The organism is Bartonella eidoli, from assembly GCF_036576145.1.
GTDB lineage: Bacteria > Pseudomonadota > Alphaproteobacteria > Rhizobiales > Rhizobiaceae > Bartonella.
In genome coordinates this window covers 227,989-245,505 of sequence record NZ_JBAFWX010000002.1, presented here as the reverse complement: position 1 = coordinate 245,505, position 17,517 = coordinate 227,989, and the positions used below count along the sequence as shown (strand labels likewise).

General features: G+C 34.2%; 14 protein-coding genes. 11 read left to right on the top strand and 3 right to left on the bottom strand.

The genetic code is table 11. The features are described from left to right. Positions 1-421: 421 nt before the first annotated feature. Complete coding sequence (locus V5N68_RS02615; RefSeq protein WP_332065630.1) at positions 422-4,975, bottom strand: apolipoprotein A-IV repeat region-like domain-containing protein; 4,554 nt, start codon at positions 4,973-4,975, stop codon at positions 422-424. A 703-nt stretch (positions 4,976-5,678) separates the two neighbouring features. On the opposite strand from V5N68_RS02615, the gene hfq reads away from it, so the two are divergent. The 4 genes from hfq (at position 5,679) to V5N68_RS02595 (ending at position 10,410) form a co-directional block, all read left to right on the top strand. After that, positions 5,679-5,918, top strand: a complete 240-nt coding sequence (hfq, locus tag V5N68_RS02610; RefSeq protein ID WP_332065629.1) for an RNA chaperone Hfq — start codon at positions 5,679-5,681, stop codon at positions 5,916-5,918. A 99-nt stretch (positions 5,919-6,017) separates the two neighbouring features. Continuing rightward, entirely contained in the window at positions 6,018-7,316 is a 1,299-nt protein-coding gene (hflX, locus tag V5N68_RS02605; protein WP_332065640.1) for a GTPase HflX, read from the top strand. Positions 7,317-7,436: 120 nt separating this feature from the next. Further along, positions 7,437-9,197 carry a hypothetical protein gene (locus tag V5N68_RS02600; protein WP_332065628.1) on the top strand — a complete coding sequence of 587 codons (1,761 nt, stop codon included), beginning with the start codon at positions 7,437-7,439 and terminating at the stop codon, positions 9,195-9,197. A gap of 139 nt (positions 9,198-9,336) precedes the next feature. Next, entirely contained in the window at positions 9,337-10,410 is a 1,074-nt protein-coding gene (locus V5N68_RS02595; RefSeq protein WP_332065627.1) for a COX15/CtaA family protein, read from the top strand. Positions 10,411-10,433: 23 nt separating this feature from the next. Here V5N68_RS02595 and argC read toward each other — a convergent pair whose 3' ends face one another. Then, the gene (gene argC, locus V5N68_RS02590) at positions 10,434-11,369 is read right to left on the bottom strand and encodes an N-acetyl-gamma-glutamyl-phosphate reductase (protein ID WP_332065626.1); all 936 of its coding nucleotides are present in this window, start codon (positions 11,367-11,369) and stop codon (positions 10,434-10,436) included. Positions 11,370-11,581: 212 nt separating this feature from the next. Here argC and glyA point away from each other — a divergent pair, with 212 nt between their 5' ends. From glyA to nusB, 6 genes are all read left to right on the top strand, one after another. Continuing rightward, positions 11,582-12,895: a serine hydroxymethyltransferase gene (gene glyA, locus V5N68_RS02585; RefSeq protein ID WP_332065625.1), complete on the top strand. Its 1,314-nt coding sequence runs from the start codon at positions 11,582-11,584 to the stop codon at positions 12,893-12,895. Between the two features lie 15 nt (positions 12,896-12,910). Next, positions 12,911-13,393: a transcriptional regulator NrdR gene (nrdR, locus tag V5N68_RS02580; protein ID WP_332065624.1), complete on the top strand. Its 483-nt coding sequence runs from the start codon at positions 12,911-12,913 to the stop codon at positions 13,391-13,393. After that, positions 13,386-14,510: a bifunctional diaminohydroxyphosphoribosylaminopyrimidine deaminase/5-amino-6-(5-phosphoribosylamino)uracil reductase RibD gene (gene ribD / locus V5N68_RS02575; protein WP_332065623.1), complete on the top strand. Its 1,125-nt coding sequence runs from the start codon at positions 13,386-13,388 to the stop codon at positions 14,508-14,510. Before nrdR ends, ribD begins: the two co-directional genes overlap by 8 nt. Beyond that, positions 14,492-15,118 (top strand): riboflavin synthase, encoded by a 627-nt coding sequence (locus V5N68_RS02570; RefSeq protein ID WP_332065622.1) that lies wholly within the window; start codon positions 14,492-14,494, stop codon positions 15,116-15,118. Before ribD ends, V5N68_RS02570 begins: the two co-directional genes overlap by 19 nt. A 61-nt stretch (positions 15,119-15,179) precedes the next feature. Continuing rightward, entirely contained in the window at positions 15,180-15,638 is a 459-nt protein-coding gene (locus V5N68_RS02565; RefSeq protein ID WP_332065621.1) for a 6,7-dimethyl-8-ribityllumazine synthase, read from the top strand. Between the two features lie 2 nt (positions 15,639-15,640). Further along, entirely contained in the window at positions 15,641-16,111 is a 471-nt protein-coding gene (gene nusB, locus V5N68_RS02560) for a transcription antitermination factor NusB (RefSeq protein WP_332065620.1), read from the top strand. A gap of 53 nt (positions 16,112-16,164) precedes the next feature. On the opposite strand, the gene V5N68_RS02555 is transcribed toward nusB, so the two are convergent. Next, entirely contained in the window at positions 16,165-16,656 is a 492-nt protein-coding gene (locus tag V5N68_RS02555) for an outer membrane protein assembly factor BamE (RefSeq protein ID WP_442879684.1), read from the bottom strand. Positions 16,657-16,890: 234 nt separating this feature from the next. Between V5N68_RS02555 and V5N68_RS02550 the strand changes: the two genes are divergently transcribed. After that, positions 16,891-17,448 carry a YceD family protein gene (locus tag V5N68_RS02550; RefSeq protein ID WP_332065619.1) on the top strand — a complete coding sequence of 186 codons (558 nt, stop codon included), beginning with the start codon at positions 16,891-16,893 and terminating at the stop codon, positions 17,446-17,448. Positions 17,449-17,517: the final 69 nt, after the last annotated feature.

Below are 17,517 nucleotides of genomic sequence, written 5' to 3'. Positions count from 1 at the left end.
TTCTTTAGTTCTTTATATTAATTTCAAAAATTATTTTATTATTTATTTTAATATAACATCTTCTTTAAAGTGGAAGATATACTCAAATTATTTTTGATAAAATGAATAGATTAGATATAAAGAAAAATTGAATTAAGAGCTTTATAAAGGCGTGAGTTTTTAGGTCTGTATATGAGATAGAATAAAAAATTAGAAAGGAGAGATATATAAGAAATTCGCTACTTACATTAACTGACAGATCACATTCTATAATAAGTAAAATTATTTTAAATAGAAGTATTGAAATTATATTACAAATATTAAATGCTAATATTCATCAAATTTTCAGATTTGCGCTATAGACGTAAATTTCATCATATCCATTTTGTACAGTTTCAGTAGAAAACACAAAAATAAAGTGAAAACAACATCTTCTTTCACTTTATTGAATGCGTCCACTTGCATGAGCTAGCATAGTGTAAACTTTTCCAGTATCTGACGTTAGATATTTTCTAACCGAACGAGAATCACCAGAGTTACGAGATGCGTTGCGTAATAATTTTTCAAAATCTGCAATGTATTGATTGACTGAACGTTTGAAGTTATCATCACTCATATAATTTTTCTTAATTATTTCAAATATCGCTTTTCCATTTAAGGTATAAAGACGTTCTGGAACAATGTTTATTTGGCCACGTCGATAATGATCCCATAATTCAACAATAGCATTATGATTAATGGCTCGTAATATTCCAGTTGCTAACGAATTCAGAGATTCACTAACAGGCTGTTTTGTTTTTACCGGTGAAAAAACAGGATCATCAATTGCTTTCTCATTCAACGATTCTTCATGGGAAACGCTTTTTAGAAGATTAGATACCCACTTATTTTGCTTTCTTTTTCCTTGTTCTTGTTGCAAAATCGGTTTAGGCGGCACTATCTTTTTTATAGATTCCGGGAAAATCCTATGATCCTTATTGGATATTGCTTCCGTAGCAGGAGCTGAAACTAATTGATCTTTTACAAGATTTTGATCATTTTGGGGCATAACATTAGTTAAGTCCTTCAGTGCTGCAATTTGTTCATTTATAGCATGACGAATTATGTGAGTTGTTTCTTTTGTCTTTTCTGGAAGTGTTTTTACACTCTCATCAATATCATTACTGATCTTTGAAATTTCTGAGCGAATTTCATTAGCTGAATTGCGTATATTTTCTGCTGCTCCCGAAAAACGTGTTGAAGCTTCATTAATTAGCTGATTAAGTGATTGTTGAAGTGAATATGTTGAGTTACGTGCATTTTTATCAGTACGTTCAAATGCTGAGTTAAGAACATTTTCATAATGCTCAATTAATTGATTAATTTCATCAGACTTTGAGACAAGAGAACTACTTAAAGTGGAAAGAGCGCTATATTTTTCCTCAAGTGTTGTATTAAGTGTGTTCTCAGATTGTTCAAGAACATGAATAGTTTCAGAAAGTGTATTAACATGTTTTCCAAAATTTTTTGTTATATAACTAATTTGTTCAAATGTATTTTGTGAAAATCCCTGTAAAGTATCAATATTATTATTAAGAGCCTGACCTGAAGCGGACAAATGCTCTATCACTTGATTGGTTTTATGAAAAAAGTTATTTGTAGTTTCACTAAACTGACCGTCGATATTTTGAACAGCTGATATCAGAACATTGCTATTTTCGTGGATATTATAAATCGATTGATTTAACTGTTGAAGAACAGAGGAGACATTTTTAATAAGATCTTCCTTTATTTCTGTGACGGTTTGAACAGTTTGAGAATTAGTCCGTGCCAAGGTATTCATCAAAGATTCATTTTGTGCATAAAGTCTTTGTTCAGCGTCTTGTGTTGAAAGAGAAAGTTGTTCGCCAATATGTTGTGTTAAATGGCTAATTGATTCAGTTGTATTTTGTGCAGTCTTATTTAGATGATTTGTTAATTCTGTCAGTTTTTCGATATGCCCTGAAATTTGAGTAGTTGTCTGGTTTTTCGCTTCTTCTAAATGATTGCTTACATCAGAAAGTTGGCACCCTAGATTACTTTGAAAGCTTTGCATAGAATTATGAAGAACATTACAACGTTCACTGAGCACCTGTTCGATTGCTGTTGTTGAGTCATGAACCGTTTCACTTAATAACGCTTGCGCATTATGACTTGCCATTGCAAAAGCTTCTATAGTATGAGCCATTTGTTTAGATAAAACGGAGGAAACCTGTTCACTGGTATCGTGGACTGTTTGTTTAACGTTTGATACAATACGATTACCAGATTCAGAGATAACATTTTCTGCTTTTGCAGCAACATCAACAACAGATGAAATTAATTTTTCACCCGTAGAAGAAAGAGTATCAGAAGCTTTTGCTATTTTATTATGAAAGTCTCCTGCGATTGTGTTCACAGAATCCTCTAATGTAGTACGTATGTTATCTACGCTTGTTTCTAATGCTTTTTGAATGGATTGACTATGTTCATTATTAAATGTGATAGACTTTTGTAATGTATCAGAGCGTTCTTCGATAACAGATGTTTGTATTTCAATTGTTTCACATACCTGACCCAATTTTTGTGATAATGTTTCTTCTAGCACTGCTGTACATTCAAAAATTTTACGTGCACGATTTTCTAAATTTTCATCAAATGACCCTATGTGGGTTTCGAGAGCTTCCAAAAACGTACCATTGGATTGAGAGAGGGTCTGCTTGATAAAGTCAGCATGACCTTCAAGGTTTTTGATATGGCTTTGAACCGTTTCAGTAATGCTTGTGTTATTGGCGACGATTGCTTTTTCAACAAAATCTATCTGTTTCTTTAAAGCGACATCAACACTTATATCGCTTTTTTCGATGAGGTTATGAATTGTTTCCATGCGCTGCTCAAGTGTGCGTGTTTGATCCGCAAGAACCTCGTTAAGAGAAAAACTATTAATAGCTAAAGAATCACGCAAAGCATCAGCGCGTATATCAATATTTCTCGCTTGAGCATTTAAAGCATCCGTTGTTACGTTACAACTTTGTGTGATAACTTCTTGAAGTTTCTCCGTACACTGAACAATATTTTTAACATGCGCTTCAGTATGTTGATCAACAATTTGAGCATTATTAATTAAAGCATTTTCAATATTTGAGGCATTTTGAGCCAATGAATCAATCTGAGTTTTAAATACACCAGCAATCTTATCCTTTTCTTCATCGAGCATGGTTGCCATCATATCCCGTTGATCAGAAAGCTGTAATTTAAAATCTTGTGAACGCTCCTGTATTATATCAACAATTATATTGTCAATATTTTGAACTTCCTCCCTAAGTGTCTCTCTACTTTTATTAACTGCAGAAAGAATGTTGTCATGTCCAATTGTAAATGCGTTAGCAATATCGGCTGTTTTTTCTTTGAGGTTTTCATTAATTTTTAATGCATGAGCCTCTAAAGAACCACTAAGCTTTTCAGCATTTTCTTCTAGGGTTCGGCTACGAGCAATAAAAGACTCTATTATAGAGTTACTATGTTCTTTAAGAGAGAGATCAACCGTAGCTAGACGACTTTCAAAGGATTCTATAGCCTCTGAAGTTATATTATTAAACTGAAAAGAGAGCTTATATGCTTTTTCATCGAGCTGTGCGATTTTTTCATCAAAGTTTTGCAAAGACTGATTATTGCGATCAATGATGGTTTTATCTAGCGTTTTAAACTTCTCATCAACATTACATAGAGCTTGATCTGTTGCAGCTTGAATGTGCGTTGTAATTTGGGAAATACTGGTTTCAGTTTTAGCTACCGTTTCATTAAATATTTTCTCTATTTGTTTCTCATTATTATCAAAACGTTCTGAAAAGTTATCAAAGTTTTTTCCTAATTCATCAAAGAATTTTGTATTCTTTTTCTGAATTTGCGTCGTTGTTTCGTTAAACTTATCAACGAGCTGATTTGTTATACCATCTCCCGCATAAGAGAGTTTTGTAATAATATCTTCCCCCTGTTTTTGTAAAGTCTGGGAAAGAGTTTGAGCAAGTTTTTCTACATTTGTGACAACATTAGATGTAACCAAACCGAATTCATCACTCAGTTGCTCCTGCGTGCCTTTAATAACTGATTGGACACGATCGGCATGATTTAAGATAGCGATACGTTCATTACTTAATTCTTTGATTAATGTATGAATACGTGCTTCATTTTCAGCATAGGCTTGTTCTAAATTATGAACTTCTCCTTGTATAATAGCTTCAAGTTCAACAGCACGTCCAAGGGTACGTTCAATTCCCTCATTCATTGCAGCAACTTCTTCACGAATGGTCTGCCCTATAGCAATCGCTTGTTTTTCAGATATATGCTGAGGTTCACTAAGACGTTGCGCTGCATTTGCCATGAGAATGGCAATATTATGCAATTCATTAGAGCGTTTTGTGAGCTGAGCAAATCCCCAGGACATAAGGGTAGGGATCACTGTCCCAGCTGCTATAGCTAATCCAGTTGGAGATGTAAAAAAGGCTGTGATATTCGATAAAGAAGTGAGACCAGCAGGTGATAATTTATGAGCAATAAAAGCACCACCTATTGTCCATAAAGCACTGAGGGCTGTCGTACTCCAATAGAGTCGAGAAAGGGATTTTTGTTTTAGTAAATTTAAAGGAGCTGTTCCATCATCATTTGCAGGAAAAGGTTGCGAAGATAATAATGTATCACGCACGGTTCCGCCAGAGAGTCCATGCGTAGCTTTTTTAGAAAAAAGCTGTTCAACAACTGATTCGTCAATCACAGTACTATCATGAACTTCAGAGGGAAGGGTTGCAGAAGCATTTTCGGAAAAAAACTCTTCTTCGGCTGTTGTAATTTTTCGAACCAAATCGTCTACATTAACAACATTTTGAGAATCGTTTAATGATATTGCTTCAATTGTTGTATCATTAAAGTCAAAGTCCATCGCTTTTGTTAAGGCTTCTTCAACTTCAATTTCAAATGTCTGTAATTTAGTTCTGCGTGCCATACTCGCCTCATACTCTACAAACGGGAAAAAGGAATACGCCTTCCCCCAGATATTTCCGTATACTACCTGTTAATTATTTAGAAAGGAATATGTCTAAGGTAAAATTTTGTAAACTTATCAAGATAAAGTTAACGCAATTTTTTAAACTTATACAAAAATAATAAAAAGTGGAATAAAAACAATACAGTAAACTATCTTTTTGAAATAAAAAGCTATCTAAAATTCTATATATTTTGTCAAAATAACAAGTTTAGATACAGTTGATAAATCGCATTTACTAAAAATTTGGGTGTGGCTAATACAAGATAATCCCACATCTTGCAGTGGATATGTGGCAAAATGCGCCGTTTTTATAACTTACAGCAAGTTTTCGAATCATGACGGCAATGCATAAGCTATAATCAAAGAAAATTCTATTAAGTCTTCTTTCAGTTGTTAATATTTCTTTATTTTAATATGTGTCATAATGTTCATACTGGAAATTTTAATAAAGACTAACAATTTTGTAAAATGTAAAGAATTGATAAGTTTCTATGCTCAGCAACCAGTTTATAATTGCAATGCTCATTGCTTCAAATGGTCTTTTTCTTAAATTAAGAGGTATTTGCTAAATTTTAGTGCTGCTACGTTGACAATTTAGTATTTTTCAGTCGATATGCATGCACGAATATTTTACGCAATTCGAAAAGAAGGTGCAATAATAATGGCAGAACGACCACAACACCTGCAAGATGTATTTTTAAATACGCTTCGCAAGCAAAAAGTTTCTCTTACAATCTTTCTTGTGAATGGCGTTAAGTTGACAGGTATCGTAACGTCATTTGACAATTTCTGTGTCCTCTTGCGCCGCGATGGACATGTCCAGTTGGTCTATAAGCATGCTATTTCTACAATTATGCCTGGACAACCTGTGCAAATGTTTGAAAGTGAGGATTCGGAATAATCAAATCAACTCATTGTAACACCTACTATCCCGTCTAAAATGCTGTGTCAATTGTCATAGTAGATAAAAATGGGAAAGAGTTGAATAATTTTACAGGGTATACAACGAGTGCGTACTATTGTTTTAGTGCCTATTTATCAAGGAAATAAAAGTGTAAATGTCTTACACGGATGTTCAACATCTTCTCGTGTTAAAGAGGCATTAGGTTTGGCGCGTGCTATAAGGTTAGAAGTCGTTCATTATGAAATAGTTAATATCGTTACACCGCGTTCTGCGACTTTATTGGGCGCAGGAAAGGTAGATGCATTCCTTCATTATATTCAGGAACATTGTATTCAGCTTGCCGTGGTGGATTATTTTTTAACTCCAGTGCAGCAGCGTAATTTAGAAAAGTTGTGGAGCTGTAAGGTTATAGATCGAACAGCTTTGATTCTTGAAATTTTTGGAGATCGTGCACGGACAAAAGAGGGAGTTTTGCAAGTTGAATTAGCGCATTTATCTTACCAAAAGAGTAGGCTTGTTCGTAGTTGGACTCACTTAGAAAGGCAGCGTGGAGGCCGTGGCTTTTTAGGAGGGCCTGGTGAGACACAAATTGAAGCGGACAGGCGTATTTTGCAAGATAAAATTCTTCATATTCGCCGCGAGTTGGAAACCGTTGTTAAAACCCGTGCTCTTCATAGAGAAAAAAGAAAAAAAGAATCCTATCCCGTTGTTGCTTTGGTAGGTTATACTAATGCTGGAAAATCAACTCTTTTTAATCGATTGAGTGGTGCAAATGTATTAACAAAGGATATGTTGTTTGCAACACTTGATCCAACTTTGCGTAAAGTTATTCTTCCTCATGGGAAAACTATTCTTTTATCTGATACGGTAGGTTTTATTTCCAATTTACCAACGCATTTGATAGCAGCTTTTAAAGCAACCCTTGAAGAGGTTGTTGAAGCTGATTTAATTCTTCATGTAAGGGATATATCAGATGTTGATCACCATGCTCATGCTCAGAATGTTTTGCAAGTACTTTCAAGCCTTGATATCGATATTAATGATACGGAACGTATTATGGAAGTTTGGAATAAAGTTGACGTAGTAGATGAATGTACATTAAATATTTTGCAAACAAATTCAAAGATGCTTTTAGGTCATACTTCAATGGTTTCAGCGCTTACGGGTAAAGGGTTAGATCAATTACTGCTAATGATTGAAAAGGTAATTTTGGGAGATGTGCAAAGTGTTGAGTGTATTTTAAAACCTAATGAAATGTCACTTATTAATTGGTTTTATAAAAACTCTAGTAAGATAAGTCAAAAAGGTCACGATGACGGTTCTGTTACTATTAAAGCAGTGCTGACTTCTGAAGCTAAAAAACAGCTAGACCATATTAAACAAAGTCTGAATTAAAGTTTTTCAAAATATTTCTGAATATTTTTTCTTATTTCAAAACAATATGAATTAAAATTAATAGTATAGTTACTACTTTTTTTTATAAAAATGTAAAGTATTTTGTTGGTTGAAATAAAGATGAATTTAAAGCGCGATAAGAATTTATTGGTACGCATAGTATTGCGAAGTACTTTGATTGTTTTTACATTAACAATTCTGTGTACATTTTTGATTTATTTGTATTATTTTGTTCATCCTCGGTCTTATCGGGCAACCTTAACGTTTTCATTATCTGATTCTATGGGGCAGCCGCTGCCAATTAATAAACAAAATAACACTCTTGCATTCTTATTTTTGCAGCCTGTACATTATTCAAATTTTCAGAGCCTTCTATCAAATAGCTTCTATAAAAAAAAATTTCATGAAAACATCCATTTATCTCGTAATGGTGATTTAATCAATCTGGATTTTGAGGCTGCAACTATTGAGGAAGCTCAGTATGGGTTAAAAACTTGGTTTTCTGCTTTTTCAGATATAATTATCAAGCATAATCAAAAAATGTTATTGTCAGAACAACAAGTTGATCAACAACCCGATAATACTGCTGTATTAAATGAAATAGTACAAGAATTTCGGTCATCAATTGATTCTTTCATGCACAATAATGCAAAGCAAACTGAATTGAATGACCTTTCTGTACAATTAACAGAGGCGACTTTAAAACGCATTCATTTAATGAGTCAAAATTCGACTATTAAAATGATGCGAGAAAATGGTCAATCTCTGTTGTCTTTATCGTTTATTGCGGGAGATTCAGCGATTGCTGCATTAGAATCTAAACGCGATCTTTTAGAGACGCAAAAAGCACACATGGCTGCACAATTGGGGTGGAGGCATCCTCAGCTTAAAGCAATGGCTGCAGAATCAGAGGTGCTTTCTAAGCAGTTAGAAAATAAAATTTTGCAAATTGTTGAACAAGTTCATTTAGATGAGATTTTAGCAAGAGATTTTGAGGAGAAGCTAAGAGAAAAAATTAGTGTTTTTGGAAGAGATCAATCCCAGTCTTTAAATCAGATATTTAATAAATTAGAAAGTAGATTAAAGGCACTTAATGTTAAAAATGAATCTGCAAATAAGTCTTCTTCATTAAAAAATATAAAAATACAGGTGGTTTCTCCAGCAACATTGATGCCAGTTTCATTTATAAATCTTTATGGAAAGAATATTATTCTAATTATTATATTGGTAAGCTTAATTATTTTTTTAGGAAGTTTGTTATTATTTCAACAGTTTTTAAAAACAAAGAAAAGTCAACCCAAAAAAGATAATTTAAAAGTCAGTGAGAGTATTCTTTTATCTGAGAAAATAAAAAAGCTTGAATCTTTTGTTACAATAGAAGAGTTATCCAATTTATTGAAACAGCATACTTCAAGAGTTGTTTCAATAATTGGACCAGAATCTGCAAGAACAGCGGCAAAATTATCCCTACATCTTATAAAAGAACAAAAAAAAATTTTATTGGTTGATATTTCTGGTCAACAAATAAAAAAAGTAATTGGTCCACATAGAGGGTTAAGCGATATTTTAACGGGAAATGCACAGTTGCATGACGTTATTTATCGTGATTATGATACGGGAGTTGATATTCTTCCTCAAGGATTAGCAAGTAGTTCTTATGTGCAAAATTTTTCGAACAATATTCCTGAAATATTGCAGGAGTTCAAAAAGGAGTATGATTTTATTATTTTAGAAATAGCGAGTAAGCCTGAATATGGATTTGAGCATTTTGCTAGGCTCACGGATTATTATATTTGTAATTCTACCCTTAATGAGCAAGGTTGGATGATAGAAATGGTGAGCAAGTTTCCTAAACTTATTTATCGAATAGTCTCATCATAAAAACTACAAAATAGAAATGCTAATTGTTAGCTAATATGATTGTTTTCTGTTAAAATGGTGATATTTATTGAAATAGATAAGCTTGCATGCTTAAGTTCAGGAATTGTTTGCGGTTGAAGATAGATGTGGGGGATCGAAAATGAAAGTAAGGGAATTAAATGATTTTGTTTCGATACCATTACAAAAAAAGTATCGAAAACAAATACAAGTGTGGCTTGATTCTATTTTATTTCTTTGTTTAGCAATTGTTTTAATAGGGGGAGCTACTCGCTTAACGGGGTCAGGATTATCTATAACTGAATGGAAGCCAATTCATGGAGTGATTCCACCTATTAATGTGGATCAATGGCAAGAGGAGTTCCTTAAATACCAACAGATAGCACAATATAAATTGCTTAATCGTGATATGACATTGGGTGCATTTAAGGTAATTTTTTGGTGGGAGTGGGGACATCGAGTTCTTGGGCGTTTAGTTGGTCTTGTAGCTTTTTTGGGATTGATTTGGTTTTGGGCAACTAAACGTATTGAAAAAAATATTTTGCTTCAGCTTATTGTTGTACCAATTCTTATTGCTTTTCAAGGTGCTATTGGTTGGTGGATGGTAGCTTCAGGCATTGGAGAAAGTAATTTAACAAGTGTAAGTCAGTACCGTTTAGCTTTTCATCTTATAACGGCGTGTTTTGTTATTGCTTTTGTTACTTATTTATCTAAAGGTTTAACGGAATACTCAGAAAAACCAACAACTAAAGTGATTCAATACTTTGCTGGTTTGCTTGTTATATTTATTTTGATTGAGATTTATTTAGGGGCTTTAGTTGCAGGAATTCACGCGGGTAAAGTTTATAATACATGGCCATTTATGGATGGCCAAATTATCCCTGATGGATTGTTAAATGATAGTCCTATTTGGTTGAATTTTTTTGAAAATCCGTTAACGATTCAATTTATGCATCGCTTTTTTGCTTATTTTTTATTTATTTTAGCTATTATTCATGCCTTGTATGTACAAAAGAATGTTCCACACTCAACACATGCTCGTCGTGCTTTTTGGATTTGTGTTATGATAGTTTTTCAAGCATTTTTGGGAATTATTACGTTGTTAAATGAAGTACCAATAGTTTTGGGGCTTATGCATCAAAGTGTTGCGTTAGTAATATTGTGTTTCTCGGTGGCGCATTGGCGAGCAACAAAGGGAGTATATTCTACTATCTAAATAGAATTTTTTATCAAAAAAAATTATTTGTTTAAAAGCATTAAATTTAGGTTTTGAATAACAGATGCGGATGCGCCTTTTCCTAAATTATCAAATATGGCACATAGATTAAAAATACCTTCGTCTTCGTTTCCAAAAACAAAAAGCTTCATACCGTCTTTATGTGCCAGATACTCTGGATTGAGTTGAGTAAGCATGTCAGCTTCTTCTTGCGATGCAATTGATATGGTGGTTTGTTCGCTATAATGGTTATTAAAAATTTCAAGTAAATCAGAGCGATTAGCTGACTTTGTAAATAAATTACGATGTAATGGAAGATTTACAATCATTCCTTGGGGAAAACGCCCTACGCTGGGTATAAACACTGGTGTTTGATTAATCTGCCCGTATGTTTTAATTTCTGGAATATGTTTATGCTTTAAATTGAGGCCATAAATAAAATAGTTAGGACAAAGATCATTTTGTTGAGATTGATTTTCCATTTGTGCAATCAATTTCTTACCACCACCAGTATAGCCGGATATTGCGTTGATTGATATTGGGTAATAAGTATCTAAAAGACCAGCTTCACGGAGAGGACGAATTAAGCTAATAGCTCCAGTTGGATAACATCCAGGGTTAGTGACGTAATATGCTTCTTGGATAAGCTTTTTTTGTCCTGCAGTCATTTCAGGAAAACCATAAACCCAGTTTGGAGTAATACGGTGAGCTGTTGAGCTGTCAATAATTCTAATCTTTTTATTATTTTTGATCAAATTGACTGTTTGGCGTGCAGCATCATCTGGAAGACATAAAATGGCAATATCTGCTTGGTTAAGGTATTCTTGCCTAATATCAATATTATATTTTTCTGTATGGGGAATAGATAGCAATTCTAAATCTGTGCGCTTTGATAATCGTTTTTGAATCTGTAGTCCAGTTGTTCCATATTCACCATCAATAAAAACTTTTGTTAACATTATATTTTCCTTAATAAATTTTTTCTGCACTACTAAGATGAGTATATTATGAATTATCTTTAGGTTATTAAATGCATTTCATGATTATAGATAGTTTTACTTGTAAAATAGAGTACTATAAAGTGTGCTTAAATATTTAAATGGTTTTGTCTGTATAGTTTGCTATGTTATCACTTAGTGATTTTGTTTTTTAAAATGTTAGGACATCTTTTATGACTACGCAAGAAAATGACACAAAAAAGTACTTTTTTAATGATAATCTAAAAGCTGTTGATGTTTCAATTTTTGATGCAATTAAAAATGAACTTGAGCGTCAAGAATGTGAAATTGAATTAATTGCGTCAGAAAATATTGTTTCAAAAGCTGTTCTTGAGGCTCAAGGGTCTATTTTAACTAATAAGTATGCAGAAGGCTATCCAGGAAATCGTTATTATGGTGGTTGCCATTTTGTTGATGAAGTTGAGGAGCTAGCGATTGAAAGAGCAAAGAAGTTATTTGGTGCTTCTTTTGTCAATGTTCAGCCTCATTCAGGCAGTCAAATGAACCAGGCTGTATTCTTAGCTTTGCTTCAACCTGGAGATACTTTTATGGGATTGGGATTGGATGCTGGAGGTCATTTAACGCATGGGTCTCACGTTAATATGTCAGGAAAATGGTTTAATGTTGTTTCTTATGGTGTGCGTCAAGAAGATCATCTTATTGATATAGAAGAAGTGGAACTCCTTGCGAAAAAACATAGACCAAAATTGATTATAGCGGGAGGAACGGCTTATTCACGCATATGGGATTGGAAGCGGTTTCGTGAAATTGCAGATGAAGTTGGAGCGTATTTAATGGTTGATATGTCCCATATTGCAGGTTTAGTTGCTGGTGGTGCACATCCTTCCCCTATATCACATGCGCATGTTGTTACTACAACAACACATAAATCACTGCGCGGTCCTCGTGGTGGTATGATATTAACGAATGATGAAAGTTTAGCCAAAAAGATCAATTTAGCAGTTTTCCCAGGTCTTCAAGGTGGTCCTTTAATGCATGTTATTGCAGGTAAAGCAGTAGCGCTAGGGGAAGCTCTACAGCCTGCTTTCAAGAACTATATTGCGAATGTGGTTTCTAATGCTAAAGTGTTGGCAAAGAAATTACAGAGTAATGGTTTGAGTATTGTTTCAGGTGGTACCGATAATCATTTATTGCTGGTTGATTTGCGTCCTAAAAATTTAAAGGGAAGGTTTGCAGAATTGGCTTTGGGACGAGCTGGTATTATTTGTAATAAAAATAGTATTCCTTTTGATTCAGAAAAGCCGTTTATAACTTCAGGTGTTCGCTTGGGTACGCCTGCTGCAACGACACGTGGATTTTTGGAGAATGAGTTTATTCAAATTGCTGATTTTATTTCAGAAGTTTTTGAAGGTCTTAGAAATGCTAACAGTGACGAAGGGAACAGTATAGTTGAAAAGGCTGTTAAGAAAAAAGTGAAAGATATGACAGATAATTTTCCTCTTTACTCTTGTCTTAAGACTTATTAGGTTCAGGATATAAAAATGCGCTGTCCTTATTGTCAATACGAGGATACACAAGTTAAAGACTCGCGTCCTGCAGAAGAGGGCGCGGTGATCCGTCGTCGTCGTCTGTGCTCAGTTTGTGGGGGCCGTTTTACAACTTTTGAGCGTGTTCAATTGCGTGAATTGTTAGTTTTGAAAAAAAATGGTCGATGTGAGCCATTTGATCGTGATAAATTGATGCGGTCAGTTGATATCGCTGTGCGTAAACGCAATATTGATCCAGAGTATGTTGAACGGGCAATTTCTGGTATTGTGCGTCAACTTGAAAGTTCAGGAGAGCCTGAAATTTCTTCAGAAAAAATTGGGCATTTTGTGATGGAAGTGCTAAAGAATATTGATGATATCGCTTATATCCGTTTTGCTTCTGTTTATAAAGATTTTCGTAATGCAAGCGATTTTCACGATGTGATAGATGAGTTATCAAAGAGTGTAACGGATACAGAATCTTGTTTTCATGAGTAAAAAAATACAAGATGAGCGATTTATGGCTGCAGCTATCCGTTTAGCAGAGCGTCATGTAGGGTTGACTGGTGAAAATCCGTCTGTTGGTGCGTTAATCGTGAGGGATGATGATGCAGGAGCATTTATTGTTGGTTATGGTATAACAGCTATTCATGGACGGCCTCATGCTGAAGTGCAGGCTTTACATATGGCTGGTGCTTTAGCACGTGGTTCTACAGCTTATGTCACATTGGAACCTTGTTCGCATTATGGGAAAACTTCACCATGTGTAAATGCGCTTATAAGTTCAGGTATTTCAAGAGTTGTTATTGCTCTGACTGATTTAGATAAGCGGGTTGATGGTCGTGGTATTGCTCTTTTACGTGCTGCTGGTATTGAAGTTGTTGAAGGGGTTTTAGCTGAAAGGGCCTTTGAAGCATTGTGCACTCATTTGTGCATAAGGAAATTGCAGCGATGTGCGGTTACTTTTAAAATGGCAATTTCTGCGGACAATGGTGTAGGAAAAAAGGGGGTAGGTGGAATAAAAGTTAGCGGGGTTATTTCTCATACACACACTCACATTTTGCGTGCCCAAAATAATGCTATTCTTGTTGGCATTGGTACCATACTAGCTGATGATCCACAATTAAATTGCCGTTTGCCAGGTTTAGGAATGCGTTCTCCAGTACGTATTATTTTAGATACAGATTTACGCATTCCGCTTAATACAAAGGTTGTTAAAACAGCAAAAACAACTCCTACATGGGTTATTTGTGGTAAAAATGTTGCAAAAAAAGACAAAAAAATAGCTTTGGAGCGGTATGGTGTTTCTGTATATTTGGTAGAGGCAAGCAATGGATACATACATCCTCTTGCTATTTTGCAACTGCTTTATAAGCTTGGAATCAATAGTGTTTTACTTGAAGGGGGAGTCAAAACAGGGGAAAGGTTTTTAAATGCTGGTTGTGTAGATCATTTGGTATGCTTTTATGCCCCCATTATTTTAGGTAAAGGTCGTATTGAGGCTCCGCATTTGGGAAAGTATCTTTCAGAGTTTGATAAAGTTGAGACCAGAATGTTTGGAAATGACCGTTTTTGTAAATGGAGGAGTAAAGCATTATGTTCACAGGGATTGTAACGGATATAGGTTGTGTTGAAGATATTGAGCCTTTACAAAAAGGAGTGCGTTTAAATATTTCTACTCACTATGATATGGATAGTTTAGAAATTGGTACATCTATTGCTTGCTCAGGAATTTGTTTAACAGTTGTTGGACTGGCGCCACAAAATTCAGTTAATAATTGGTTTGCTGTGGAAGCATGGGAGGAAACGTTACGTTTAACTAACCTTGCTCATTGGAAAAAAGGAACTTTTGTTAATTTGGAGCGCTCATTACGGTTTGGTGCAGAAATGGGTGGACATTTAGTTTCTGGTCATATTGATGGTTTAGCTGAAATTATTGATGAAAAAAGTGAAGGTGATGCAGTTCGTTTTTTCTTACAAGTTCCAACACGAATAACACCTTTTATTGTTAACAAAGGTTCTGTTGCGCTTAATGGGACATCTTTAACAGTTAATTGTGTTGAAAGTGATGTTTTCGATGTTCTCATTATTCGTCATACACTTGAAGTGACTACTTGGGGACAGGCAAAAGTCGGCGACCAGGTTAATTTAGAAATTGATCAGCTTGCTCGCTATGTTGCTAAACTTTCCGGTTTTCAAATAAAAAATGAAAGTTTATCGTAATTTTTAAAATTTTATGCTTTGTATTTCAGTTTTCTTGATTAACTTTTTATGAGATTTCATTATGATAGAAGAGATAAGTAAAAATCCACATATTTTGATTATTGAAGCACGTTTTTATAATGAAATTTCTGATGCGCTTCTTGATGGTGCGGTGGATACCTTGCAAAAAGCAGGGTCAAGTTATGATGTTGTTACAGTTCCAGGGGCATTAGAAATACCAGGTGCAATAGCTTTTGCTGAAAAAAACAGTAAGGTGCCATACGACGGTTATGTAGCACTTGGTTGTATTATTCGGGGTGAGACATATCATTTTGAAATTGTCGCGAATAATTCTTGTCGAGCATTAATGGATTTAACTATTCATCAGCATTTGGCTATTGGAAATGGTATTTTGACCGTTGAAGATGAAAAACAAGCGTGGATTCGTGCAAAAAAAAATGAAAAAAATAAAGGTGGTTTTGCTGCTGAAGCTGCTTTATGTATGATCACTCTGAAAAAGAGATTTGGAGATAATCATTAAATATGGCTGATATAAAAAGCAGATATTCTCCGCGTAAAGCTAATAAACGTGGTGTGGCGAGACTTGCTGCGGTACAGGCTCTTTATCAAATGGATATAGTTGGTACTGGTATTATGGAAATAGCGTCTGAGTATGCAGCCTATCGTTTAGGAAAAAATATTGATGGAAATCAATATCTTGATGCTGATTTCCAATGGTTTTTTTCTATTATAGCTGGTGTTGTCCAAGATCAAAAACAGCTTGATCCTATGCTTCATCAACAACTTTCTGCAGAGTGGTCTCTTTCACGTCTTGATTCTATATTGCGAGCAATTTTGCGTGCAGGTTTATGGGAATTGATTAACCATCCTAATATCCCTATTGCTGTTATTGTGAGCGAATATGTCGATGTAGCAAAAGCATTTTTTGAAAGTGATGAACCAAAGTTGGTCAATGCAGTTCTTGATAATATAGCAAAAGAAGTTCGTCTTTAAAAGTAATCATACAATCTCGATTTTATCGAGATTGTATATAAAATATTTTAAATTTAGCTATGGGTAATAGGTAAATTTGTAGAGCCTTTGAATATTTGAAGTAAAAAAGGCTGTTCTTTTCCAGTAGTGGGTGTTGTCTGTGCTATAAAATCAAACACTTGACCATCTTGTAAACCATAATTGGCTATTTTAGTAACCTGGTCATTTTTATTAAAGTAAATAGCTAACACTTTGCGATCAATGATTTTAGTTTTCATAAATTGCATCCCACGGTATCGAGTTTGTGAGATATAGTAGAAGATATCATTATCATATTGCGTTTTTAGGGAGGGGTTTCCTAAAGCTAAAATAACCTGTTCTTGGCTTGATCCAACAGAAATAGAATCAAGAGCACTTTGATCAAGTACATAGCCTTCTTTATATATCTGACTTGATCCTGAAGAATCAATGAAACGGCAACTAGAAATTGTTATTGCACATGTTATTAGTAGCCCAATCGATAATTTAGACTTGATGGAGGTTATGATGTGGGATAACTGAAACAATGATATCTCCCTTTTAAATTAGAAGTGCGATAAATTTAAATGTAGTTACATGACAAGGAGGTATCTTCAGAATTTTTTCTAATTTTAGATTAATCTATCATAGTTTATACTGAGTTTCCTTGTTATAAGCTAAATTATGCCATACAGAGTTTCTCTAGAAAAGGAAAAAATACATAAAATGTAACCTAGCTCAAAGCATAGTGCATTATGTTTTTTCACATTTAGGAGCTATTAATGAATGCTAAAAATGTTTCTCAAATGACATTTGCTTTGGTTTATCCAATATCGGTACGTTCATTGCCTGCTAAAGGTATAAAAGTACGTATTTGTGCAAATCAACAAGAATGTGCACATTTAGCTAAGAATCATGATTTGATTGAAGTCAAATTTTGTGAAGGGGAGTTTCATATTTTACCATCAAAAAAACGCGGGGTACGTGTTAAAGGTTTATTGCGAGCAGGTGTAGTACAATTATGTGTTGTCACATTAGAACCGTTAGAAAACATTTTAAATGAGGATATTGAGGTTGTTTTTGTTCCTGAAGGTTCAAATTTAATTAAGCCAAAAATACCAGAAGATACAAATGAATTATTTTTAGATGTAGATGGATTGGATGCACCAGAAACATTCTATGATGATAAAATAGATATTGGTGCAGTTATGGAAGAGTTTTTTGAATTGTCTATTGATCATTATCCGCGTAAAGAAGGTGTAAACATAAGCATAACTAAAGGTTTCGATGAGATCGAACAGAAGTTATCACCATTTTCTATTTTGGAAAAGTGGAAGTAGAAAAAGTGGGATTAATTGTAAGTAGATAAAAAATTATCTGTTGTATACTAGCATAAAAACGGTATTTTC

Bases quoted from the DNA above. Each gene is read 5' to 3' on its own strand.
- V5N68_RS02615 (WP_332065630.1), bottom strand. From the start codon at position 4,975: ATGGCACGCAGAACTAAATTACAGACATTTGAAATTGAAGTTGAAGAA.
- hfq (WP_332065629.1), top strand. From the start codon at position 5,679: ATGGCAGAACGACCACAACACCTGCAAGATGTATTTTTAAATACGCTT.
- V5N68_RS02600 (WP_332065628.1), top strand. From the start codon at position 7,437: ATGAATTTAAAGCGCGATAAGAATTTATTGGTACGCATAGTATTGCGA.
- V5N68_RS02595 (WP_332065627.1), top strand. From the start codon at position 9,337: ATGAAAGTAAGGGAATTAAATGATTTTGTTTCGATACCATTACAAAAA.
- argC (WP_332065626.1), bottom strand. From the start codon at position 11,369: ATGTTAACAAAAGTTTTTATTGATGGTGAATATGGAACAACTGGACTA.
- glyA (WP_332065625.1), top strand. From the start codon at position 11,582: ATGACTACGCAAGAAAATGACACAAAAAAGTACTTTTTTAATGATAAT.
- nrdR (WP_332065624.1), top strand. From the start codon at position 12,911: ATGCGCTGTCCTTATTGTCAATACGAGGATACACAAGTTAAAGACTCG.
- ribD (WP_332065623.1), top strand. From the start codon at position 13,386: ATGAGTAAAAAAATACAAGATGAGCGATTTATGGCTGCAGCTATCCGT.
- V5N68_RS02570 (WP_332065622.1), top strand. From the start codon at position 14,492: ATGTTCACAGGGATTGTAACGGATATAGGTTGTGTTGAAGATATTGAG.
- V5N68_RS02565 (WP_332065621.1), top strand. From the start codon at position 15,180: ATGATAGAAGAGATAAGTAAAAATCCACATATTTTGATTATTGAAGCA.
- nusB (WP_332065620.1), top strand. From the start codon at position 15,641: ATGGCTGATATAAAAAGCAGATATTCTCCGCGTAAAGCTAATAAACGT.
- V5N68_RS02550 (WP_332065619.1), top strand. From the start codon at position 16,891: ATGAATGCTAAAAATGTTTCTCAAATGACATTTGCTTTGGTTTATCCA.